The organism is Tepidibacter hydrothermalis, from assembly GCF_029542625.1.
GTDB lineage: Bacteria > Bacillota > Clostridia > Peptostreptococcales > Peptostreptococcaceae > Tepidibacter_A > Tepidibacter_A hydrothermalis.
Window position 1 is genome coordinate 2,012,875 of the sequence record NZ_CP120733.1, and the last position, 25,211, is coordinate 2,038,085.

Annotated in this window: 21 protein-coding genes; 1 reads left to right on the plus strand and 20 read right to left on the minus strand. The window is 31.0% G+C overall.

What is annotated here, in order from left to right; translation table 11 throughout:
• Window positions 1-11: 11 nt before the first annotated feature.
• The 9 genes from recJ to P4S50_RS09360 all read right to left on the minus strand — a co-directional run bounded on the left by recJ (window position 12) and on the right by P4S50_RS09360 (window position 7,535).
• Window positions 12-1,694: a single-stranded-DNA-specific exonuclease RecJ gene (recJ, locus tag P4S50_RS09320; protein ID WP_277734588.1), complete on the minus strand. Its 1,683-nt coding sequence runs from the start codon at window positions 1,692-1,694 to the stop codon at window positions 12-14.
• 19 nt (window positions 1,695-1,713) lie between these two features.
• Window positions 1,714-1,947, minus strand: coding sequence for a DUF1653 domain-containing protein (locus P4S50_RS09325; RefSeq protein ID WP_277734589.1), 234 nt, complete (start codon window positions 1,945-1,947; stop codon window positions 1,714-1,716).
• 24 nt (window positions 1,948-1,971) lie between these two features.
• Window positions 1,972-2,199: a DUF2164 domain-containing protein gene (locus P4S50_RS09330; RefSeq protein WP_277734591.1), complete on the minus strand. Its 228-nt coding sequence runs from the start codon at window positions 2,197-2,199 to the stop codon at window positions 1,972-1,974.
• 310 nt (window positions 2,200-2,509) lie between these two features.
• Window positions 2,510-3,148, minus strand: coding sequence for a DUF3786 domain-containing protein (locus tag P4S50_RS09335; RefSeq protein WP_277734592.1), 639 nt, complete (start codon window positions 3,146-3,148; stop codon window positions 2,510-2,512).
• An 84-nt stretch (window positions 3,149-3,232) separates the two neighbouring features.
• Complete coding sequence (locus tag P4S50_RS09340) at window positions 3,233-3,892, minus strand: 3-oxoacid CoA-transferase subunit B (protein ID WP_277734593.1); 660 nt, start codon at window positions 3,890-3,892, stop codon at window positions 3,233-3,235.
• Between the two features lie 14 nt (window positions 3,893-3,906).
• Entirely contained in the window at window positions 3,907-4,617 is a 711-nt protein-coding gene (locus P4S50_RS09345) for a CoA transferase subunit A (RefSeq protein WP_277734595.1), read from the minus strand.
• Window positions 4,618-4,747: 130 nt separating this feature from the next.
• Complete coding sequence (locus P4S50_RS09350) at window positions 4,748-5,464, minus strand: lysophospholipid acyltransferase family protein (protein ID WP_277734597.1); 717 nt, start codon at window positions 5,462-5,464, stop codon at window positions 4,748-4,750.
• An 83-nt stretch (window positions 5,465-5,547) separates the two neighbouring features.
• On the minus strand, window positions 5,548-6,150 hold the full coding sequence (locus P4S50_RS09355) for a hypothetical protein (protein ID WP_277734598.1): 603 nt from the start codon (window positions 6,148-6,150) through the stop codon (window positions 5,548-5,550).
• A gap of 62 nt (window positions 6,151-6,212) precedes the next feature.
• Window positions 6,213-7,535: an HD domain-containing protein gene (locus tag P4S50_RS09360; RefSeq protein WP_277734599.1), complete on the minus strand. Its 1,323-nt coding sequence runs from the start codon at window positions 7,533-7,535 to the stop codon at window positions 6,213-6,215.
• Window positions 7,536-7,706: 171 nt separating this feature from the next.
• Between P4S50_RS09360 and P4S50_RS09365 the strand changes: the two genes are divergently transcribed.
• Window positions 7,707-9,101, plus strand: a complete 1,395-nt coding sequence (locus P4S50_RS09365) for an MATE family efflux transporter (RefSeq protein WP_277734600.1) — start codon at window positions 7,707-7,709, stop codon at window positions 9,099-9,101.
• Window positions 9,102-9,205: 104 nt separating this feature from the next.
• Here P4S50_RS09365 and P4S50_RS09370 read toward each other — a convergent pair whose 3' ends face one another.
• From P4S50_RS09370 to P4S50_RS09420, 11 genes are all read right to left on the minus strand, one after another.
• Complete coding sequence (locus P4S50_RS09370; protein ID WP_277734601.1) at window positions 9,206-10,006, minus strand: XdhC family protein; 801 nt, start codon at window positions 10,004-10,006, stop codon at window positions 9,206-9,208.
• A complete protein-coding gene (yqeB, locus tag P4S50_RS09375; protein WP_277734603.1) occupies window positions 10,006-10,815 on the minus strand; it encodes a selenium-dependent molybdenum cofactor biosynthesis protein YqeB in 810 nt (269 codons plus the stop codon). Before yqeB ends, P4S50_RS09370 begins: the two co-directional genes overlap by 1 nt.
• Window positions 10,816-10,967: 152 nt before the next feature.
• The gene (gene xdh, locus P4S50_RS09380) at window positions 10,968-13,517 is read right to left on the minus strand and encodes a selenium-dependent xanthine dehydrogenase (protein WP_277734605.1); all 2,550 of its coding nucleotides are present in this window, start codon (window positions 13,515-13,517) and stop codon (window positions 10,968-10,970) included.
• 21 nt (window positions 13,518-13,538) lie between these two features.
• Window positions 13,539-14,915 carry a dihydropyrimidinase gene (gene hydA / locus P4S50_RS09385; RefSeq protein WP_277734606.1) on the minus strand — a complete coding sequence of 459 codons (1,377 nt, stop codon included), beginning with the start codon at window positions 14,913-14,915 and terminating at the stop codon, window positions 13,539-13,541.
• Between the two features lie 16 nt (window positions 14,916-14,931).
• Window positions 14,932-16,020 carry a 4Fe-4S binding protein gene (locus P4S50_RS09390; protein ID WP_277734607.1) on the minus strand — a complete coding sequence of 363 codons (1,089 nt, stop codon included), beginning with the start codon at window positions 16,018-16,020 and terminating at the stop codon, window positions 14,932-14,934.
• Window positions 16,021-16,097: 77 nt separating this feature from the next.
• A complete protein-coding gene (locus P4S50_RS09395) occupies window positions 16,098-17,453 on the minus strand; it encodes a nucleobase:cation symporter-2 family protein (protein WP_277734608.1) in 1,356 nt (451 codons plus the stop codon).
• Between the two features lie 25 nt (window positions 17,454-17,478).
• Window positions 17,479-18,807, minus strand: a complete 1,329-nt coding sequence (ssnA, locus tag P4S50_RS09400; protein ID WP_277734609.1) for a putative aminohydrolase SsnA — start codon at window positions 18,805-18,807, stop codon at window positions 17,479-17,481.
• A gap of 14 nt (window positions 18,808-18,821) precedes the next feature.
• Complete coding sequence (locus tag P4S50_RS09405) at window positions 18,822-20,405, minus strand: N-acyl-D-amino-acid deacylase family protein (protein WP_277734611.1); 1,584 nt, start codon at window positions 20,403-20,405, stop codon at window positions 18,822-18,824.
• 105 nt (window positions 20,406-20,510) lie between these two features.
• On the minus strand, window positions 20,511-21,701 hold the full coding sequence (locus P4S50_RS09410) for a YgeY family selenium metabolism-linked hydrolase (RefSeq protein WP_277734613.1): 1,191 nt from the start codon (window positions 21,699-21,701) through the stop codon (window positions 20,511-20,513).
• 34 nt (window positions 21,702-21,735) lie between these two features.
• Entirely contained in the window at window positions 21,736-22,944 is a 1,209-nt protein-coding gene (gene dpaL, locus P4S50_RS09415; RefSeq protein WP_277734615.1) for a diaminopropionate ammonia-lyase, read from the minus strand.
• A gap of 334 nt (window positions 22,945-23,278) precedes the next feature.
• On the minus strand, window positions 23,279-25,024 hold the full coding sequence (locus tag P4S50_RS09420; protein WP_277734617.1) for a sigma-54 interaction domain-containing protein: 1,746 nt from the start codon (window positions 25,022-25,024) through the stop codon (window positions 23,279-23,281).
• Window positions 25,025-25,211 lie beyond the last annotated feature (187 nt).

Sequence of the window (25,211 nt, forward strand, 5' to 3'; positions counted from 1 at the left end):
ATTAAAATAAGCTATTTAGATTCCTTTATATCCTCCATAACCATCTGAGGAGTAATTTTCCCATTATATTCATTAATTTCAGGACTAAATACCACATCTACAGTATTTTGATTACTCAATCTATCATACTTTTCAGCAAGCGAAAATCCAATTCCACTTAAGAAAGTATTGTCTTTTTTTCCACTAAACTTTAGATGTACATTGTTGTTTCCACACCCCTTAGTCCAGCTAGGATTAACCTGTATATCTTTAATCATAAATAAAGGCTTTGGATTCGCCATACCATAAGGCTCCAGCTTTGATATCTCATTTATAAGGTTTACACTTAATTGATCTGCATCAAGTTCTGCCATGATATTGACTTTAGGAATAAATATATTTGGGTCATTAGATTTTATCTCTTTAGCTCTTTTATCAAGTTTCTCTCTTAACTCATCCAATTTATCCTCTTCTAGTGAGAATCCGCATGCCATTTCATGGCCTCCAAATCCCAAGAATAAATCTGATACATTGACTAGTTCGTCGTATATATTAATCCCCTTTATACTTCTTCCACTTCCCTTAATATATCCTTCTTCAGTTTTTGTAACAACTAAAGTTGGCTTATAAAATAAGTCCTTTATTCTACCTGCAACAATTCCTATAACTCCTTCTGATACACCATCAGCTCTTACAACTAAAAAATCGTGATTCATATAATTAGTTTCTACTAATAACCTAGCGAGTTCTTCACCTTTTTCCTGAATAGCTTGTCTTTCACTATTTAGATTATGAAGTATAGCTGCTACTTTTGTAGCTTCTTCCTCATTTTTTTCTAAAAGAAGTTTTACTCCAAGCTTTGCATCTTCTATTCTTCCTGCAGCATTAAAACACGGTCCTAATACATACCCTATTCTTCCCGCACTTATCTCTTTCTCATCAAGTCCAACTTCTTTTCTCAAAGTAGCTATACCTAATCTTTTATTTGAATTTATTCTTTTTAACCCATATTTAACTAATGTTCGATTTTCATCTATTAAAGGAACAAGGTCTGCTATTGTTCCAAGAGCTACAAGATCAAGTGGAGCCGATAATGTATTCCTAGGAAGATCTAATTCTCTTTGAAGAGCTTGAGCTAATTTAAAAGCAACCCCGCATCCACAAAGTTCTTTAAATGGATACTCATCATCCTCTTGCTTTGCATTTATTATTATACACTCTGGAAGTTTTTCAGGGGGATTATGGTGGTCTGTAACTATAATATCAAGACCTATTTCTTTAGCATAGCTTACTTCTTCAAATGAACTAATACCGTTGTCCACAGTTATTATTAAGTCAGCATCCATATCTTCTTTGATACTTTTTATAGCATCCTTATTAAGTCCATAACCTTCTGAGAATCTGTTCGGTATATAATAGTCTATATTGTCTGTTATATTTGAAAAAAATTCTACCAATAATGCAGATGATGTAACTCCATCAACATCATAGTCTCCAAATATGACTATTTTATTGTCATTATGTATATGATATTTTATTTTATCTACTGCTTCTTTCATGTTTTTCATAAGAAATGGATCATATGTTTTTTTCGGTTTATCGCTCAAAAATTCTTCTATCTCTTGTTCATCTGTTATGCCTTTGTAGTGAAGGATACTTTCAACTACTGATAACCCTTGTATTTTTTCTCCTTTTACATCCCAAATCTTGTTCATTGCTTCCTCCTTAGTTGCTCTAATCTTCTATAAGTTCAAATCTATATTTTTGATTCATAGGGTTTACTTTTCCTTCAGGTACCTCTTCAAGGAACATATCAAATGGCCTTACAAAAAGTCCATAATCTCCATATAAAGCCTTATATAATACCATATCCTCTTGTGTTTCAGAATGCTTTACTGTATCTATTACTAGATATAATTTATTCTTAAAATGTCTGTACATTCTTCCTTTTTTTAATTCTCTTTTCACTTTTAATCACTCCTTGATATACAATTAGTATTTTTGAATTTCAAATAGTTCTTCTACTCTATCGCTCATATACTTATGAGAATCACTCACTCCTTGATTATAGAACTCTGCAGCAAGATCTTTAATAAAAAAATCTAAAATCATAGATGATGCTAAATCTCCTAAATCTTCATCTCTTTCATCTTGAAAATATTTTTTTATTGAAGAAATCATCTTTGCTTTTTTCTCTTTGCTTAAATTTATTTTATCCATAATATCTCCTTCATTTTTAATATTAAAAAAACCTCTTAATACAAGTATATTATATCACCTACATTCAACTTTGTATAAAGAGGTTTTATTAAATTCAAACAATTATTGGTAAAATTAACGTCATCATGATTAAAATCTAACTCATCATGATTGTTTTAAATTTAACTATTTTTTTTATCCAAAACCATATCCAACAACCAAATTCTGTGTTATAATTCAATTGAATTATTTTTATTAGATCTTTTTAGATCTCTTAAATTCCTCTATTAAGCTGCAACTTAATGGAGGTTTTTTTATTTTTATAGATTCTTTATTTATACATACCTAAATCAAGAGGTAATTTACCTTTATTTTTTATAAAAGTTATTGCAATATCTACAACAACTGCTAAATCTTCTGCATTAAAATAGTATTCTATGTTACTATCAAACAATACATTAGCAGACGGATTAAATTCTTCATCAGCTTCCCATATTATAAATGTAAAAAATACATTTTTTAAGAATTCAAATCTATACGCTAAATCACCCGTATTAGTTTTTTCACATTCTATATTTTCAAAATCCTTTTCAAATTGATTTAAGTTATTTCCATATATATTAGCCAGTCTTAATATTGTTCTATTGTAAAAGTTTTTATAGTATACATGTCCTCCATTAATATCCTTGAATGTTATATCTTTATGTGTTTGAGATATACCTTGTCCATTTACAAGATATCTTAGTACCATTATTTTTACAATATACGAGTTTACTTTTTCACCATTTTCATTGTATATATCAGCACTTGGATATTTAACCTTATAATTTTTATTTATAATCTTTAATGTAAATTCACTATTATCTTTATCGTACTCATTTCCAGTAAACTTAGACATCTTATTTGGATCTGTTTTTTGAAATATATCCCTTATATACTCATATGGTACTCTTCCTTGTCTATCATCCATAATTCTATAATCTCCTTTTAATATATATTTGTAAACAATAATGTTTTAATTAATTTTACCATATTATGTATATAAGGGTGTGTATTATTCCATAGTTTTTATTTCATCAGAAATAATCAAATCTGCATCAGTCTTTTTGATAACTTCTTCAAGTGTTACTTCAGGTGCTATTTCTTTAAGTAAAAGACCATCTTTTGTAACCTCTATAACTGCAAGCTCTGTTATTATCAAATCAACTACTCCCTTTGCTGATAGTGGCAATTTACATTTTTTTAATATTTTAGATTCTCCGTCCTTTGTTGTATGAACAGTAGTAGCTATAACTTTCTTTGCTCCTACTAAAAGGTCCATTGCGCCTCCCATTCCAGGACTATATCTACCATCTTTATTTTCAAGTGCCCAATTGGCTATATTTCCATGCTGGTCCACTTCTAAGGCTCCCAATATAGTTATATCTACATGTCCTCCTCTAATTATTGCAAATGATGTATCTAAATTAAACAAAGAACAACCAACCAATTCAGTCATCGGCATTCCTGCTGCATTGCAAAATGTGCAATCTTCTTCTCCAAGTTTTGCAACTCCTCCAAAATTCAGTATTCCATTTTCAGATTGCAAAGTTACATTTACTTTTTCTGGTATGTAATTACTCGATAAAACAGGTATTCCAAATCCCAAGTTTACGACCATTCCGTCTTTAAACTCTTTGGCAGCTCTCATAGCTATTCTTTTTTTTGGATTCACAACTATCCCTCCCCTTATTTATATATTCCAACACGTTTACACATTTCTCTAGTTCTATCACGATATGTATTAGAATCATATCCTAAACAAATAGCATCTACAAATATTGCCTGTGTTCCTATTTCTGTAGGTTTTAGTTCTCCTACTTCAACTATTTCTTCTACTTCTGCTATAGTTATATTGCCTGCCATGGCCATAATAGGATTTGCATTAGGAGTTCCTTTATATACAACATTGCCCATCTTATCAGCCTTACATCCTTTTATTATAGTTACATCAGATCCAAGTGGAGTTTCTAAAAGATATTCTTTATTATCCAACGTCAGTTTTTGTTTTCCTTCTTCCATTAAAGTTCCTACTCCAGTTGGAGTTATTACTCCACCAAGACCAGCACCTTTTGCTCTTATCTTCTCTATTAACGTTCCTTGCGGAAAAAATTCCACATCAATTTGACCACTTTGATATTGTTTAATCACAGTAGGATTTGTCCCTATATGAGACCCAACAAATTTATTGACTAAGTTATTATTAAACAAAATACCGATATCACTATCTACAAAAGAATTAACAGTAGATATTACAGTCAAATCGCCTATTCTCTGGTTTACAATTTCATCAACAGCCTTTAAAGGTGTATTACACCCTAAAAAGCCACCAAACATAATACTATTTCCCGGTTTCACATATTTTGAAATAGCTTCTTTCATATCCATTATCTTAGACATAAAAAATCCTCCTTAGGTTAAACTCTTTATTAAATAAAGGTACAATATATTATATTTAATGATTTTATATATATAACCTATAAGTCAAAAAAAGTCTGAGAATAATTATTCTCAGACTTTTAAAGTAGGTTTATTTTAAATTTTCTTTTATAATATTTTTTATATTTTCTGCAAGAGATTTTGTATCCTTGTCCATGCCTTCTGGAATTTCTACTGGCTTAGAAATTATAACCTCAACATCAGCTGGTTTTATGATAAAACTTCCTTTTTCCATAATATCCTTAGATCCATTTATAGTAACAGGGACTATTCTAACTTTTGATTTAGTTGCAAGTTTTAACGCTCCTGGCTTAAATTCCCCTAGTTTACCATCCTTACTTCTAGTTCCCTCTGGAAATATTACCATAGAATATCCCTGCTTTAAGTTCTCAATACCTTGTTTAATTGCTTTTACAGATTCTCTGTTATTAGATCTATTTAAGAATATACAATTCATATATTCCATCCAAGTTCTAAGTAAAGGCATCTTTCTTAATTCCTCTTTTGCAACAAATGCTTTAGGTTTGTTTATAAACCCTAAAAGTATTGGAATATCAAAATTCCCTTGATGATTGCTGACAAATAATACAGCTTCATCCTTAGGTATATTATCTTCACCTATAACATTTACTTTAGTATCTGTTAATTCAACTAAAGCTTTAGCCCAATTACTGGCATTTTTAGATACTAGTTGATCTTTTTTAGCTATATCACCTTGTTCATCTAATTTTTTTGCTTTTTTCATATCTGGTATTAAAGCTATCAAACTATACCAAAAATAAATAAACCATCTTATAGTTCTTAACATACTATTCACCCCATTTTTCTAAACCTAATATGTACTCAATATATTCTAACATATTAACTATAGATTGTGATTAATGAATATAACTATAAGTTACTTATTTTATCAAATACACCTTTTAAATTTTTACATTCTCCAACTAATGCCTTATTCTTAAATAAAGATATATTAAAATCTAGATCACCTATATATTTATTTGCATTTATCTTCTCATATTTTAATAGTCTTAATTTTTCAATTTCTTCTTTTAAGAAACCACAGTCACTGTATTGAATTTCATGACAACTAGATGCATTTCCATTTGAATTTACATACCATCCACAGTTGTTTGTTAAAACTGAGAACTTCGACTTATTTGGATTTACATGTAATATAAATTCCTTCAAACTTTTTTTATCATTTTCAAATGATAATGTATATTCTCTAGATTCTCCAAATAATTTTATAGTATATTTATTATTTTTAGCTACAATACTTCTATCATATTCACTATTTATAGAAAACTTATTTTTTCTAAATATCATAGAAAAATCATAAAACATATTATCTATAAACAATTTTTGATTTAAATAAAAATCATGTCCTAACTGGTCATTAGTTCTAACTAACTTAACTATATTATTTAAATAATTTATTGGTATTTCATAGTTTATACTTTTATCTATATATTTGTAGATGTCAATATCCATAACTTCCTCCTTGCATATTAATATCTACACTATGTCCTTTAAATATAAAATTTATACATTTTTTATACCTGTAATTTCTTAGATTCTATCAAAATATTCAATATATCTTTATTTATAAAAGTATCAGTTTTTTCTTCACATACACTTTGTGATATTATATTAGACACCGTACTCAAGTCTTTTATATTTCCTCTATTGTCGTATATAAATATATTATCTTTACTAATTTCATATGCTTTATAATTTTTTGAAACCTCTAGCCAAAAATATTCTTTATCTAAATCTTTCACTTCATATCCTATTCTTTTCAAATCATCTATTAGTTTTGATTTATACTCACTCATATTTTCAATATCATTTATTTGCTCAAATTTATTTCTATCTATAACACATTTACATAATTTAGACAGTATTAAATCATCACTGTTTCTAAGTTCAGTAAATAAATATAATAAAGTTGAGTCATCAATTGATAAATATTCTTCTAATGTATATTCTCTATCTGTAAGTATAGGCATTATTCCCTTTGGAATCTTATATTTATCTAAATAATTACATTTGAACAGCTCTTTCATTCTAAAAAATATCTTTTTTATTACCCCTTCCATTTCACATTTAAAACTATGGTTGTATACTCCCTTATGCATCTGATATCTAGACAAAAGATATGACTCTATGTCTGGCAAATATTTTTCATATACACATAAAGTATATTTATCTTCATTCTTTTTTATAGTCATTGATTTTATTATCCTAGATATATCTATCTTGCCATAACTAACACCAGTATGGATAGAATCTCTAAGTATGTAATCCATTCTATCTGCATCTATTTGACTACTCACTAAAGAAGAGAGTATGAAGTTTAAATCTATTTTTCCATCTAAGTAATTTTGTTTATATACTGACTTACCTATAAGAGTTGCTACATCATTTGGAAAATTTTGATCAAAATTTTCTACTAATACTTTATTCAAATTAGTACTTTTATCTGTGATTATTCTGATTGTCCACAATTCATGATTCATACCTTTATATGAACATATTTCTTCGAATGTATGTGAAAACGGACCATGTCCTATATCATGAAGTAATGCAGCCGCTAGTGCTACTTCTTTATCCCTACTATCAATTTTTATATTTATATTTTCAAATTCTTTTTCAAAATGTTCTATAATCCTTCCCATAATATGAAATGTTCCTAAGCAATGAGAAAATCTAGTATGTTCAGCACATGGAAATAATAAATTTACTATAGCAAGTTGTCTAATCCTTCTAAGCCTTTGAAATTCGCAAGTATCTATTATTTTTAAAAATTTATTACTAACAAATATATCTCCGTGAATACAGTCTCTAACAACCTTACCTTCCGCATTATTATGCATTCAATCACCTCTTTACTTAAATATATTCTAAATAATTAATCAAAATTCTTATTGACAAAAACTGTTTATGTATTTATTATATATATAGTAAAATTTAAATATGTAAAAGTGTTGACCACCCACTTCAAAAAAACTCGAAGTGGGTGTTTTTTGTGCGAAAGGAGAGATTATATGTCATTTAATTTAATCAAAGACTATAAAAAAGATAAACAATTTTACAAGAACTTATTCATCATAACTATACCAATAATTCTTCAAAATCTAATAACATCATCGCTTAATATGTTAGACACTATGATGATAGGTAAAATAGGAGAAGTTGAACTTGCATCTGTTGGTATAGCAAATCAGTACTACTTCCTATTTTCATTATTTGCAATGGGTATTAGTGGTGGTTGTGGTGTTTTAATAGCTCAGCTATGGGGAAAAAATGATACAGATAATATAAAGAAGGTATTAGCTAAGTCTTTATCTGTAAGTATAATTGGATCGCTAGTTTTTTTAATTATAGGAATTATGATACCTCAAAATATAATGGCAGTATTTAACAAAGATGCATCAGTTATAGATATTGGTAGCAAATATCTAAGAATAACAGTTTTAAGCTATCTCTTTACAGGAATATCTTTTACATTTGCATCTGCTCTTAGGAGTGTCAATAATACTAAATTACCTATGTTTGCAAGTTTAGTAGGACTTATAGTAAATGGTGTTTTAAACTATATATTAATATTTGGTAAACTAGGAATGCCAGAACTTAAAACAGAAGGTGCTGCAATAGCTACACTTATAGCAAGAACTTGTGAATGTGGAGTTATTTTATTCAATTTATACTTTAAAAATAGTGTTTTAAAAACTAGCTTTAAAGATTTTATTGGATTGTCTAGTAATTTAAAAAAGGTTTTATCATCTGTAACTATACCAATAGTTTTAAACGAAGCTTGCTGGGGATTTGGTAACGTAACATATATTGCAATATACGCAAGAATAAGCACAAAAGCAGCAGCTTCTATGCAGATATGTTCAACTATAACAAACTTGTTCATGATATTTAGCTTTGGTCTTGGTTATGCAACTCTTGTTGTTGTAGGAAATGAAATAGGAGCTAATAGAGAAGATGTAGCTATAGAATCATCAAAGAAAATATCTAAACTATCTGTACTTATTGCTTTATTCATAGGTATAATTCTTGCTATATCTGCAAAGCCTATAGTTTCTTTCTTTAATGTATCAAATGAAGTTAAGCTATATTCAACTTATATACTTTATGTATATGCTATAATAATGGTTGCTAAAGTTTATAACTTCATAATGATAGTAGGAATACTAAGAGGTGGTGGAGATGCAGCCTATGGATCTATACTTCAAGGAATTACTCTTTGGTTTATAGGGATACCTCTAGCTTTTATAGCTGCATTTGTGCTACATCTACCTGTGTATTTAGTTGTTTCATTTACTGCAGTTGAAGAAATAATTAAATTTATATTTATAAGAAGAAGATTCAAATCATTTAAATGGATAAGAAATATGGTAAATGATCATCCTGATAATGTTGAATTTATTTAAAAATGGGCTTTTAGTAAGCCCATTTTTTTATTCAAACACCGAATTATCATCTATTTTTAAACAACGTAGTTTCTGAAATCTAATTAACTATTGAATATATATTCTTACTTTTTTACATCCTTTTTATGATTCAGAGTTCCACCTTTTTTTATAAACTGTATTTGAGTCATTATACTAAGAGCTATTTCAGCTGGAGAATTACCATTAATATCAAGACCAATAGGTGCATATACTCTTTCAATAAATTCTTCATCCACACCATCTTGTCTTAAATTATCAAATGTATGCTTAACTTTTTTCTTACTTCCAATCATACCAATATATCCTGGATTTTTATTTATAACAGCTCTTAATGCATCTTCATCGTACTCATGTCCTCTAGTGACTATAACTACATATGTATTTTGATTTATATCATAGTTTTTAAGACCTTCATATATATTACCACATATTAGCTCTTGCGCTTGAGGAAATCTTTCCTTACTCACAAATTCTTCTCTATCATCTATAATAACAATATGTAAACCTAAAGTTTTTGATATTTCATAAAGCTTTAATCCTATATGACCTCCACCAGCTATGATAATTTTTTCCTTAGGTCTAAAAATCTTTATAAAGATTTCTGCTTTTCCTCCGCATTGAGCTCCTAAGTCTGCATCTGCAGCTAAGCTATATGTATATAAATTATTTTCATGTGTTCGAAGTGATTTTTTACATTCTTTTATAACTTCATTTTCCAAAACACCTCCACCTACTGTTCCAGATATACTTCCATCTTCAAACACTAGTAATATGCTTCCTTCTTTTGCAGGTATCGATCCACTAGACTTTGTTATTAAAGCCATTGCTACTGTTTTATTGCTTTTGATTTCCTTAGAAATAAAATCAAATATAACATCATCCATTATAATTCATCCCCCAACACTCTATTTTTCATATACATTATAGCTTCTACTACTCCTCCAGCTACTGCTCTTGCTTTATCGGATATAATATCACAATACTCTGTTTTACCTCTTGGATCAACATCTGCTATTTTAAGACCTTTGAAAACATTGCTATTATCCGATATCATTCCTCTTACAACGCCAGAAATTACAGTCTTAACAGGCTCATCACCTACATAGCATACAACGTCTCCTTTATACACCATATTTCCTATATCTTCTTTTATAGTTAAAACTCCATCACAAGGAGATTTAATAACTCTTTCAGTTGTATATCCTATTATATTTCCAGGTATTCCAGTGTTTTCTTGAGCTTTTCCACTATGTATAACTTGACCTAGAGTCTGTCCTCTATTAGTTTCTACAACTAAGTTAACATCAACCCCTGCTTCAAACCCAGGCCCAACACCTATTGTTATTGGTGCCATATCTATATGAGTTCCTATATTCTTCTTAGCTAATATAGCATCCACTACAGCTAGCGGCTTTATATAATTTAGTATAGTACAACCTTCATCAATAATTACGGGTATCTCTTTATTTTTCCATATTCCATCTATTTCATCATACCTTTTTATATGCTTTGCTACTACTCCTTCAACTTCTTTTTTACCTTTACTTATGCTATCTGCAAAAGATATACTCCTTCTTATCACCAATGGCTTTTCTATTTCAATTATTATAACTTTAAATCCGCACTTATACAGTCTATGGGCTATTCCACTAGCTATATCTCCACCGCTTCTTATTATAACTACATCATTCATAGTAATCACCCTTTATTTGTCTTAATTCTTCTAAAGTATAATTCTTTTGAAATTTTAAGTAAGGTGGAGGTTTTTACACCTCCACCTACTATGCTTATCATATTGCATTTTAAGTTTTCTATTTCTAAAAAATCTATTAATTTCATATTATCTTATTTTTTATAAGCAGTGTTTTCTAATGGCAGCTTAGTTCTAAACTTACCATCTAATTTATAATAAGCCCCTTGTACAGCCGGTGCTGTTGGTATTACAACTATCTCTCCTACTCCTTTTGCTCCATAAGCAAGGTTTTCCTTACTATTTTCTATAACTATTGGCTGTATTTTAGGAACCTTTGGTGCTCTTAATAGTCCCAGTGTTCCAAATTTAGATTTAGGAATTCCATTTTCAAGTATGAAATTTTCTGTAAGGGCATATCCTAGTCCCATTACTACTCCACCTTCTATTTGTCCTTCTACATTTTTAGGATTTATAGCCTTTCCTACATCATGAGCTGCTAAAACCTTAGTTACATTTCCTTTTTCATCTAAAACAACAACTTGAGTTGCATACCCGTAAGCTATGTGACTCTTTGGATTTGGCTTATCTGATCCCATACAATCTGTTATTCCAGAATATTCAGCATAAAAATCTTGTTCATTAAGTTCATAAAGAGACTTAGAATTCAATGCTTTTTTAAGCTTAAGTGCTGCTAATCTAGTAGCTTCTCCAGTAAATACTGTTTGTCTTGAAGCTGTAGTTGTACCAGAGTTTGGAGTTTTAGCTGTATCAGGAGAATCCACTATTATTACATCAGGTGTTAAGCCAGTAGTTTCACATACCACTTGAGTAGTCACAGTCCCCATACCTTGACCTATACAAGCAGCACTAGTTCTTATATGAACCTTGCCATCTATTACACTCAATATGCACCTTCCAATATCAGGAAGTCCAACTCCTATACCACTGTTTTTAAATGCACAAGATACTCCTACGTATTCATGCTTGTCATATTCTTCTTTAACTGCTTCTAAAGTTTCCTTAAGAGCTGTTGTCTCATCAGCTATTTGTCCATTCGCAAGTACTTGACCTGGAAGTATTGCATTCTTATATCTTATTTCCCATTGAGATATTCCAACCATTTTAGCAAGTAAATTTAAGTTACACTCTGTCGCAAATGCAGATTGAGTAACTCCAAATCCTCTAAATGCTCCTGCTGGAGGATTATTTGTATAAACAGCAGTTCCTTCTACATGAGTATTTTGGTAGTTATATGGTCCTGCTGCATGAGTACATAATCTTTGAAGAACAGGTCCTCCTAAAGATGCATAAGCTCCTGTATCAGCTATTATAGTAGCTTTCATAGCTGTCAACTTTCCATTTTCATCACAAGCAGTAGTAAACTCCATCTCAGTCGCATGTCTCTTTGGATGTATGTTTATACTTTCTTGTCTTGTTAAGGTTACTTTTACAGGTTTTTTAGTTAAATATGCAAGTAGTGCAGCATGGTGTTGAACACTCATGTCTTCTTTTCCACCAAATCCGCCACCAACATATTTGCTTATAACTCTTACCTTTTCTGGTTCAATCCCTAAAAGATCTGAAACTTCACGTTGCTCATCATATATCCCTTGAGATCCTGTATATATTATAACTCCATTTTCATCAGGCATAGATAAAGCACTTTCAGGTTCTAAGAATGCATGCTCTGTGAAAGGTGTAGAGTACTTCTTAGTTACGACGTATTTTGATTTAGCTATAATTTCATCAACATTTCCTCTTGATAAAACTTCTTTTTTTAATATATTTCCATTTGGATGAATCTTTGGAGCATCCTCCTTCATAGCCATTTCTGGGCTTGTAATAGCATTTAACTCTTCATACTCAACTTTAATCAACTCAAGAGCTTCTTTTAAAACTTTTTTAGAAGTAGCCGCAACTAAAGCTAAAGAATCTCCTATATATCTAGTTTCTTCCCCTTCAGCTATTAAAGCAGGCCAATCCTGTATTATATGTCCTAAGTTTCTTTTTCCAGGTATATCTTTTGCTAAAACAATACATTCAACTCCTGGATGGTTTACAGCTTTTGAAATGTCTATGCTTTTAACTAATGCTCTAGGATATTTAGTTCTGAAAGCGGATCCATAAAGCATTCCATCTACATATAAATCTCCTACATATTCACCAGTTCCTAAAGTCTTATCCTTGGCATCTACCCTGTGCATATTTTGACCAACTAAGCCCTTACACTCAACTTTAGGTACCTCTATATCTTCTCTCAAAATTTTTGCAACCATTAATATAGCTTCTTCTATTTTGGCATAGCCTGTACATCTACATACATTTCCGTTAAGTGCTTTTTTAACTTCTTTTTTTGTAGGATTTAAATTTTTATCTAAAAGCCCTTTTGCACTTATTACCATTCCGGGAATACAGAATCCACATTGAACAGCACCTGCTTCTGAAAATGCCCAAGCATATGCATCTCTTTCTTTATCAGAAATCCCCTCTACTGTTATAATATTCTTTCCTTCCACTTTAGAAGTTTTTAAAACGCAAGTCTTCATAGCTCTTCCATCTACTAAAACCATACATGTTCCACAAGCTCCCTCTGAACATCCATCTTTTACAGATGTAAGTCTCAAGTCATCTCTTAAAAAGTCTAAAAGTTTTTTATCTTCACTGGTTTCTATTTGCTTTGAGTTAACTATAAATCTATACATTATGACTCCCCCATTTGTATATTATTTTCTATAGATATATTTTCCACCTGGATACTTATCGCAAATTAAGGATTGTTTGACAACTCTATTTCCTCTTAAGAATACATCAGTTACTCTTCCTATTTGATCAAAACCTTCATATGGAGTATAGTCCACATTTTGAGTTTGATCTTTAGCATTTATTCTACCTTTATAGTCAGGATTGAATATAACTATATCAGCATCACTTCCAACTGAGATGGTTCCCTTTTGAGGATAAAGACCAAATAACTTTGCGGGTTTACTAGATATTACATCTACCATTTCATTTAAAGTTATTCTTTCTTTTAATACTCCATTAGTGTACATAAGTGATAATCTATGTTCTACCCCCGCAGATCCATTAGGTATTTTACTAAAATCATTTCTTCCTAATTCTTTTTGTCCTTTATAGTTAAAAGAGCAATGATCAGTTGCAACTGTATCTACATCGTTGTTTTTTATTCCATTCCATAAATACTCTTGATCTTCTTTCTTTCTCAAAGGAGGTGACATTACATATTTAGCTCCCTCGAACTCATCTTCCACATCTATTTCATAACAGTTCTCATTTAAAAGAAGATATTGAGGACATGTCTCTACATATATTTCTGCTCCATTTTTTCTCTCTGTTGTAACAATTTCAAGAGCACGTTTTGTACTTAAGTGAACTATGTATATAGGTGAATCTACTATTTTAGCTAATTTAATAAGTCTATACACAGCTTCAGCTTCAGCTTCAGATGGTCTTGTAATAGGGTGATATTTAGGAGAAACTTGATTATTATTCTTAGCTTTATTAATTAAGAAATCTATTATATCTCCATTTTCACAGTGAAAACACATTAACGCCCCTATTTCCTTACTTTTATTTAATGCATTAAGTATTTCTAAATCATTAACCTGAAGTACATTTTTATATGCCATATACATCTTATACGATGTAACTCCTAGATCTTTCATTTCTTCCATTTCACTGCATACATTTTCATTCCAGTCTGTTATTGCCATATGAAATCCATAATCGCAATAACACTTTTGATCTGCTTTTTTATGCCAATTATTAAGACCCTCTTTTAGCGTTTCTCCTTTGCTTTGGGTTGCAAAGTCTATTATAGTTGTAGTTCCTCCAATTAAAGCAGCCTTACTTCCACTTTCAAAGTCATCTGCCGTAACCGTAGATCCTACATCTAAATCAAAATGCGTGTGAGGGTCTATTGCTCCAGGAAGAAGGTAGCAGCCTTGAGCTGAAACTACCTCATCACCTTCTATTTCTAAATTACTTCCTATAGAGACTATTTTTTCATTTTCTATTCTTAAATTGGCATAATATGAATCAGTATCAGTTATAATTTTTCCACCTTTTATAACTACACCCATTTAAAAAATCTCCTTTTTATTTTAATGATATTCCAAGAGCTCCCTTAGGACACTTAGATACACAAAGTCCACATCCAAAACATTTTTCTTCATCTATTACTAATTTATCTTCAATAGTTATAGCTTCGTAAGGACATAGTTTCTTACAAATTCCACAAGATATACACTTGTCATTGTCTACATAAGCTGGAATAGAGTGTGTTCTAAAGTTTCTATCAGCCATTTTTTTATGAGTAAGTCCTTTTATTTGAGCTACATCGTCATATCCGTACTCATCTAGGAAATCATTTAATTCTTCAGCTATCTTTCCGTACACTCCAGGCCCTTTAAGTATAGCTTCTGTACAAACTTGAACAGCTGATGCTCCTGCCATTATCATTTCTGCTGCATCAAGTCCATTTGTTACTCCTCCAACTCCTATTATAGGAATGTCAACAACTTGTGCTACATCATATATACATCTTACAGCTATTGGCTTTATAGCAGCTCCCGAAAGCCATCCATATCCTTTTTGACTTCCCATTATAGGATATCCTGTTTTAACATCTATTCCCATACAAGGTCCATATGAGTTCATCATTAAAAGTCCATCTGCTCCTGCTTCTTCAACTGCTTTTGCAATTTTTTGAATATCTGTATGAGGACTCATCTTCATAAATACAGGTACATCTAAAACTTCTTTAGCAGCTTTTAATGCTCTTACTATAGGTGTTACATCCGTTCCAACATAGTGAGTTGAAAGTTCAACTGCATCTGCAAATGGTTTTACAAGTGGAGCAACTTCTCTTATTTGCTCTTCTGTATATCCCATACTTATAATCACTGGTTCTCCTGCTTCTTTAGCTATCTTGTACTCTTTTTCTACCCATTGCTCTTTTGAAAGTTCTGACCAAAGTTCTGTATTTAAGAATCCACCTTTTATTTCTGCCATACAAGGACGAGGAACATCTGCTGGTAATAAAGATATAGTTTTTGTAACTACAGCTCCTGCTCCACCCTCTATAGATTTTTTACACATCTCTCCATCTTTAACATTTGGGCCTGCTGCAGGCATAATAGGGTTTTTAAGTTTCATTCCACAAAGATCAATATTTATTTTAGCCATTATAATTACCTCCATAAGATTATATAAATTATTTTTTATGTAAATTTCAATCAATTAATTTATTTAAAAATTTCACATTATGCTTCTAATCGCTGTTTTTTTTCTTTTTTACCACTTCCATTAAAGAAAATGTTTAAAACTATTGCACATAAACTTCCTGTAGTTATTCCACTGTGGAATAAAGTGTTTACCCAGCTTGGGAATGCATGATAAAAGCTCGGTACAGCAACTGGAATCATTGCAAGACCTATACTTACTGCAACTATGATGCCATTTTTATTTCCTTCAAAATTAACCTTGCCAAGACTCTTTATTCCTCCAGAAGCTACCATTCCAAACATTGCAAATCCTGCTCCACCTAAAACTGGATATGGTATTGATGCAAATAACGCAGCAACTTTAGGAAATATACCAAGTAAAAATAATATACATCCAGATGTTGCTACAACGTATCTGCTCTTTATTCCTGTCAAATTTACAAGTCCTATGTTTTGAGCAAATGCTGTGTGAGGAAAAGTATTAAACATCGATGCAAGTATAGTTGCAAATCCATCTGTTCTAAGTCCTCTTGCTAAGTTTTTGTCATCCAAAGGTTTTCCTACCATTTCATGGATAGCTATTATATTTCCTGTTGCCTCAGTCATTATAACTAATGTTACAAGTAACAAGGAAATTATTGATGTTATGTCAAATATTGGCATGCCAAAGTGAAAAGGAGTATTAAAACTTATGAATTTAGATGTTACTACCTTACTAAAATCAGCCATTCCTATCATAGAAGCTATTATTGTTCCAAATACTATACCTAAAAGTATAGATACACTTCCCCATATACCTTTTAAGTATTTATTCATTACTAAAATCATAACTAGAACTCCAAGTGCCATTAAAACATTTTGAGGACTTCCAAAGTCTGGAGAAGACATATCATTTCCTGCTGACCATCTAACTGCTACTGGTAAAAGTGATATACCTATTATAGTTATTACAGTTCCAGTAACTACTTTTGGGAAAAATCTTAATAATTTACTAAAAAACGGTGCCATCGAAAAACTGAATATACCAGCAACAAGTACTGCTCCAAATATTGTACACATTGCAACGTGTGGATTTGAATTATAATTTCCTGCAATTGCAACCATGGCGGATACAGTCGCAAAACTTGTTCCTTCTACCATAGGTATCTTAGCCCCTATGAAATTTCTAATACCTAGTGATTGAATCAAAGTAGCAATACCAGCTACAAACAAATCTGCATTTATAAGAAATATTATTTCCTCTTGAGATAATCCTGCTGCATTTCCTACTATAATAGGTACTGCAATAGCACCTGCACACATAGCAAGTACGTGTTGAAGTGCAAGTATTATTGTCTGTCCTATAGGAAGTATCTCATCTACAGGCATGACATTTTTGTTTGTCTTGTTATCCATTTCATTTCCCCCTCTAGAAAATTTATTAGATTTTATTCCAAAGACTGGTTGCTAGCTCTTGAGATTTAGCATATATTTCATCTTCATCTATTCCTACTATAATTCTATCTTTCATAACTACTTTTCCATTTATTATTGTAGTATCAACACTTCTTCCTGACATTCCAAATAATACATGACTATTGTAATTATTTTCATTCATAGGAGTGTGAGCTTTATAATCAACTACTATAACGTCTCCATATGCTCCTTTTTCTATTATTCCAACACTTTTTTCAAAGAACTTAGATCCTATTTCTCTATTGTTATCAAATAACATTTGTGGTATTTCGCCGTAAGCAACACTTGGATTACATACGTTGTGCTTATGAAGTATGTTTCCAACCTTCATGGATTCGAACATATCACTTGTATATCCGTCAGTTCCCAGTCCTAATCTTATTCCTCTTTTCATCATTTCAAGTACAGGTGCGCATCCAACTGCATTTCCCATATTTGATTCTGGGTTATGAACAACGCTTGTATTTGTTTCCTTTAGCATATCCATTTCTGAATTGTTTACATGAATACAGTGAACTGCAATCGTTTTCTCTCCAAGCATTCCAAAATCCATATATCTTTGAACAACTCTTTTATTGTATTTCTTTAATGAATCATGTAAATCATCTATTCCTTCAGCTGTATGTACGTGAAATCCTGTATTTAAGCTAGAAGCCTTTTTCGCAGCCTTCTTTAAGGTATCATCAGAAAGAGTAAATGAAGCATGAAGTCCAAACATTCCCTTTAACATGTCATCGTTAATTTGATTAGTATGAGTTACAAAATTAACATTCTCCTCTATAGTTTCATCTCTTATATCCATTCCATCTCTATCTGTTATTTCATAACACAGACAACTTCTTACTCCTAATTTTTTAGATACTTCTCCTATAGTAAATAAACTGTCTCTTACTGCCCCTTGACTCGCGTGATGATCAAATACAGTAGTTGTTCCATTTTTTATACAATCTATATATGTAGATAAAGCGCTGTATCTAACATCATCAAGTGTAAGTTTTTTATCTATCTTCCACCATAAATTATTAAGTATATCAATAAAGTTTTGAGAAGGTTCTCCTTTAAGAGCCATACCTCTTGCAAAAGAACTATATATATGCATATGAGTATTTACCATACCAGGCATTATGACCTTACCTTTTGCATCTATAAACTCAGCATCCTTATATGTTTCTTTTAATTCATTCGTGTTTCCAAAATCTATAATAATATTTTTCTCTATTGCCACACATCCATTTTCGATGTATGGCATAGAGATGTTGTGAGTAATTACTTTTCCGTTACCTACTAAAAGCATCACTGATCCCCCTCTTATCCTCTTATAACTTTTCCAGCTAATACTTTCTTATATTCCCCGGCATCCACAACTACGTTACCGTTTATTAAAACATACTCAATACCTACTGGATACTGAATAGGATCAACATACGTTGCAGTATCTTTAACTGTATCAGGATTGAATACAACTATATCTGCATACTTTCCTTCTTGTAAAAGCCCTCTGTCTTTAATTTTGAAAGCATGTGCAGGCTTGTTTGTCATCTTATATATAGCATCTTCTAATGAAAGAGCCTTTTCTTCTCTTACATACTTTCCTAAAACCCTTGGAAAAGATCCATATGCTCTAGGATGAGGCTTACCTGATAAGAGTCCATCTGTACAAACATTTTGTTCAGGTCTAGTTAAGAACTTGATTACATGTTCATCAAGACCATAAAAGTCTACCATTCCAACGGCATTTTCCTCTTGATATAATAGATCAAAAGTAGCTTCGAATGCATCTTTTCCTCTTATCTCTCCTATTTGAGTAAGGCTTTTACCTATTAGGTCTTCATTTTCTTTAGTCTTAACGCTAGTTACAAATATATTATCCATACCAGCAAAGTCTACGAAATTGTCCCATCCTGGTATTCCCATTTTCATGTCTTCAACCATTTTAGCTCTAAGATTTTTATCTGCTAATCTTTCTATTAATTTATCAGTTCCTCCATCATGTGCCCAAGGTGGAAGAATTACTCCAAGCATAGTACTTCCAGCAACATACGGATACTGATCAAAAGACACTGTTATCCCCTCAGCTTGAACTTCATCTAAAAGTTTTAAAACGTCATCTATGTACTTCCAGTTTTTCTTTCCACATACTTTAAAGTGTGAAAAATGAACTTTAACACCAGATTTTTTACCTATTTCTATTACTTCCTTCATAGAATCTAAAATAGTATCAGCTTCACTTCTTTGATGTATTACAAATACTCCATCAAATTCAGCTACAACTTTACACATTTCAACTAATTCTTCTGTTAAGCCATAGGCACACGGTATGTATATAAGACCTGTTGAAAGACCTAAAGCTCCAGCTTCCATCTCTCTTCTTGTTATTTCACACATTTTTTGAATTTCTTCTTTAGTAGCAGGTCTGTTCTCAAGTCCCATAGCTTCCATACGAACATTACCATGAGGAACTAGGTAAGTTTGGTTTAATCCAACCCCTTGTTTTTCCATAATTTTCAAATAATTATCTGTAGTTTCATATTCCCAATCTATATCATCAGAGTCTCCATCAAGTCCAGCTATGTTCTTTCTCCAAGGACTTATAAATTCTTTAGGAAGTGGTGCCATAGATATTCCATCTTGGCCTAAAACTTCAGTAGTGATTCCCTGACGTATCTTGATTTCATTGTATGGATTTACTAGAGTTATAAGATCCGAATGACTGTGAGTATCTATAAAACCTGGACTTACAACCATACCCTCTACATCTAAAACTTGATCAAAATCACCTTGTATATCTTCTGATATTTTAGATACTTTGTCTCCTTCTACAAGAATATCTGCTTTAAATCCCTTTTCTCCTGTACCGTCTACAACAAAACCATTCTTAATTAATATTCCCATCATAATCACCTTCGCATATTAATATTTTAATCCCAAGCTAAGAACTTGTATTTTGAATTTGCTTAATTCAAATCCAAGCTCTCAGCATTTGTGGATTTAATAATCTTATAAATATAAAGATTTTAATATTCCGTAATATCCTAATGCACCATTGAATAATTGTTCTTCTTCTATGTATTCATCTATTGTGTGAGCAAGATTTTCTTGAGATGGTCCAAATCCTATAGTCTTAATTCCTTTTTCCCCTGCATAGTGACTACCATTTGTACAGAAAGAGTATTGAGTAACTTCTGGCTCAAGTCCTACTTCTTTTAATCCTTTATATGCTATTTGAACAAACTCATCTTCTTCATCATATAACCAACCTGGGAAGAATCTCTCTCCTTGGATTGTCTCTCCTGTATAGCACTTTTCTACTCCTATAGCATAAGAAACTTTAACATTTAATTCTGAATCTTCTTTTCTCATTTCTTCTAATAAATCTTCAATTGGCTTAAGTACAGATTCTTTTGTTTCTCCAACTAAAAGTCTTCTATCAAAAGTAGCCTTACAGTAGTCTGGAACTACTGAAGCGCCTGGGTATGGAGAAGACTTAATATCAGTTAAAACTAATATTCCATCTCCTAATACTGGATGATTTATTGGCTTTAAATTTTGTACTTTATCTATAACTTTTGACATTTTATAAACTGCATTTATGCCTTTTTCTGGATTAGCTGAATGAGCAGGTTTTCCGAAAGTTTCTATAACTATTTCTCCACGTCCACGTTGTCCTATCTTTAAGTTAAGTCTTGAAGCTTCACCTATTACTACATAATCAGGCTTTATCTTTTCACTAATTTTTCTAGCTGAAACACCTTCGAATATTTCTTCATGTACTACTCCTGCAACATAAAGATCTCCAGCAAAATCTTTGTTCATATCCTTTGCAAAGTATGAACAAGCTGCTAACATAGCACTTACAGCCCCCTTCATATCAGAAGCTCCGCGACCATAGATTTTTCCATCTACTATTTTTCCTCCAAAAGGAGCTTGAGTCCACTTTGAATCATCTGGTACTGGAACAGTATCTATATGTCCATCAAACAATATTTTCTTTCCTGGCTTGTTTCCTTTAATATGACATATAACATTGCCATACTCATCTACTGTACAATTATCAAATCCTAATTTTTTAGACCAATCTTTTATAACTTCAACTACTTTTCCTTCTTCTCCAGAGTAACTTTGCTGACGAAGTAAATCTTGACAAACTTTTGTAAGTTCTTCTTTTCTTTGTTGATTCATTATTTCCATTTTTAAAATCCCCTTTCAATATAATTTCTAGATATTATACGCTTTGATGCTCTCCACCCCATACGATTCTTCTATACTTATCTGGATCTGTATCTCCTTCTGTGCTGAATAAAAGTACTCTTGACTTTTCATCTAACTTAAGTTGCTCTTTTAAATCTTTCATATCATCTCTTGTCATTATTGCATGTATTAAACCTGCTGAAACTGCACCTGACTCTCCAGATACTACTTTTTCATCTCCTCTAAGTGGGTTTCCTAATACTCTCATTCCATTAGCTGCAACCCAGTCCGGACAAGATACAAACATTGAAGTATAAGATCTTAGAACTTCCCATCCTATAGTATTAGGCTCACCACAAGCAAGACCAGCCATAATTGTTTGCATATCTCCACCTACAAATCTTGGCTTTCCATCTCCTGCTAAAGCAGATTTATATAAGCAATCAGCTAAATCTGATTCTACAACAACTGTAATAGGACAATCTTCTTTATATACTGATGCAAAGTATCCTTGAACTGCTCCTGCTAAAGATCCAACTCCTGCTTGAACAAATACGTGTGTTGGTCTTTCAACTCCACACTCTTTAAGTTGCTCTGAAGCTTCAAGCGCCATTGTTCCGTATCCTTGCATAATCCAAGTAGGTATTTCTTCATATCCTTCCCAAGCTGTATCTTGAACTACTAACCATCCATTTTTCTCAGCATTCTCAGACGCAAGACGAACAGCATCATCATAGTTCATATCAGTGATACTAGCTTCTGCACCTTCTTTTCTTATATTTTCAAGTCTAGTTAAAGAAGATCCTTTTGGCATATATACTACTGATTTTTGCTTAAGTTGATTTGCAGTCCAAGCTACTCCTCTACCGTGGTTACCATCAGTAGCTGTTACATAAGTTATTTCTCCTAATTCTTTTCTTGTTTCTTCATCTCTTAACTTTTCAAAGCTAAGCTCTGATATATCTTTGTTAAGTTTACCTGCAAGGTATTTACCCATTGCAAAAGACCCACCAAGTACCTTAAATGCATTAAGTCCAAATCTATAAGATTCATCCTTTATGTATATTCCACCTACGTTTAAATTTTTAGCCAAATTGTCTAATTTAACTAAAGGTGTCTTTGTATATTGAGGAAAACTTTCGTGAAAGTTTTTAGCCTTTCTTATTTCTTCATCACATAAAAAATCAAGCGATCTTTTTTGATCTAGCATACCATTTTTAGCATATTTTATTTTTTGATCCATACTGATTACCTCCATGTTAATTTTTTGTTTTTGACACCAATATACATAAGCAACTCTCATGCCAAGAAAACACTTTCCTGTAATTTTTTTCATACTAAAAACCTAAAACATTGCAGTTTACAGTGTTTTTTTTAATAAAAAAGAACAAAAAAAAATAAAACCCTATTTTTGTAAGTATTTTTTTAACAAAAATAAGTTTTTATTTTTTCATTTTGAAAAATAATTTTCATTTTGGAAATTTTCATCTAGTTTCAGTTACTTTTCTACATTTTAAGCTACTTTTCACGTATTTTATCCATATTTTTTAATTTTTCATTTTGAAAATTCCCATTTATTACCCCTTCAATTTTCTATATAGAGTAGTCATACCTATACCAAGCTTCTTTGCAACTAATTCTTTTCCTTTAGTATCATCTCCATATTTTTTCAAAGCTTTAAGTATATATTTTTTTTCAATTTCCTTTAAAGAAAGTATTTTTTCATTTGCTATTTCATCTGTAACAATTTTTTCTTGAGGTTCTTCTATGTATTTAGGTAGCATATGTGGCATTATGATTTTATTTTCCTCTGCCATATTCATCATGAATTCAACTACATTTTCAAGCTCCCTTACATTACCAGGCCAGCTGTAATTTTTTAAAAGCTTTTTAGTCTTAGAGTCTACGCCTTCAACTTTTTTTAGAAACAATTTGTTGAATTTATTTATAATATTCATCATAATAATTTCAATATCATCATCTCGTTCTCTAAGAGAAGGAATTTCTAACGGTATTATATTTAATCTATAATATAGGTCTTCTCTAAATGTTTTATCTTCTATTGCTTTTTTTAAATCTCTATTAGTAGCAGCGATTACCCTAATATCAAGTTCTATAAGACGATTAGATCCTATTCTTACTAAAGTTCTCTCCTGTAATATCCTAAGTATTTTCACTTGAAGATATAGAGGCATATCCCCTATTTCATCTAAAAATATAGTTCCTTTATTAGCAAGTTCAAATTTACCTATTTTTCCATTAGGATCTGCTCCCGTAAAAGCACCTCTTATATATCCAAACAATTCACTTTCTAATAAATTATCTGGTATAGCACCACAGTTTATTGCCACAAATGGTTTATCCCATCTCCTACTTTCAGAATGAACCGCTCTTGCTATTAGCTCTTTACCCGTTCCACTCTCACCTGTAATAAGTACAGTCGAGCTAGAATTAGATATTTTTTTTATTTTTTCCTTTATATTCATTATAGAATTTGAATTACCTAATATATTGTCTATATTTATCAAGTTAGGAGCTACCTGAAGCTTGTTTTTAAAATTATTAGCCTTCTTTATTTTGCTAAATATTAATATTTTATCACATGAATCTATATGTGGAAATACAGGTATTAATTTGCCAATAAGATATATACTCTTATCATTTAAAATCAATTTATATTCTTCCTCACCTGCTATATGTTCTTTCACAACCGATAGTTTGACTTTTAAATTTTCTGTCTTATCTAGTTTCAATTGATTTATAGCGCTTGAATTCATATCTGTTATAATGTCATCTTCATTTAATACTACTACTCCCTTGTCAACACTATCTATTATTTGATTCAATAGATTTATCATAGATTGTTTTTTTTCATGTTCTAAATTTTCATAGACCTTCATACTTATGAATTCACTTATCCTATCTAAAAACTCTAAATACGAATCTAAATTGGCACTTAAAAGTTGTTTTTGCTTTTCGTTATAGCAAACAAGACCTATAACCCCTATTATTTCTTCATTTGATTTTATAGGTTCACATATCAACATCGTTTCTATGCAACTTAATTTATCTGTACATCCTTGGCAAAATTTATGTTTTTTAGGATTTTTTATTATATAGGATTCACCAGTCTTTAATACGTGTTGGTATATAGAACCTTCATTAGACATATCTTGGTTAATTTTATCTTTATATATACCCGTTCCAGCTATTCTATACAAATTATTATCAACTATTTCAACATCTACATTTATAATAGTAGATATTGCATTGGCATATTTTATTACAGTAGCTTGAATTTTTTTAAGTTCAGTATCTTTCATAAACTTCCTCCCTTTTGTAGCATTCTCATAATTATTCATTTTATATTGAGTGAATAAGATTTACAAGTTATTTCAAATTCTTGGGTAAATTTGAATATTATCTAAGTTTATTAAACTCCATAATAAACTCTAATAAATAGATTTAATAAAAAAAGGCCATGGCATTTACGCCACAGCCTCAATTTTT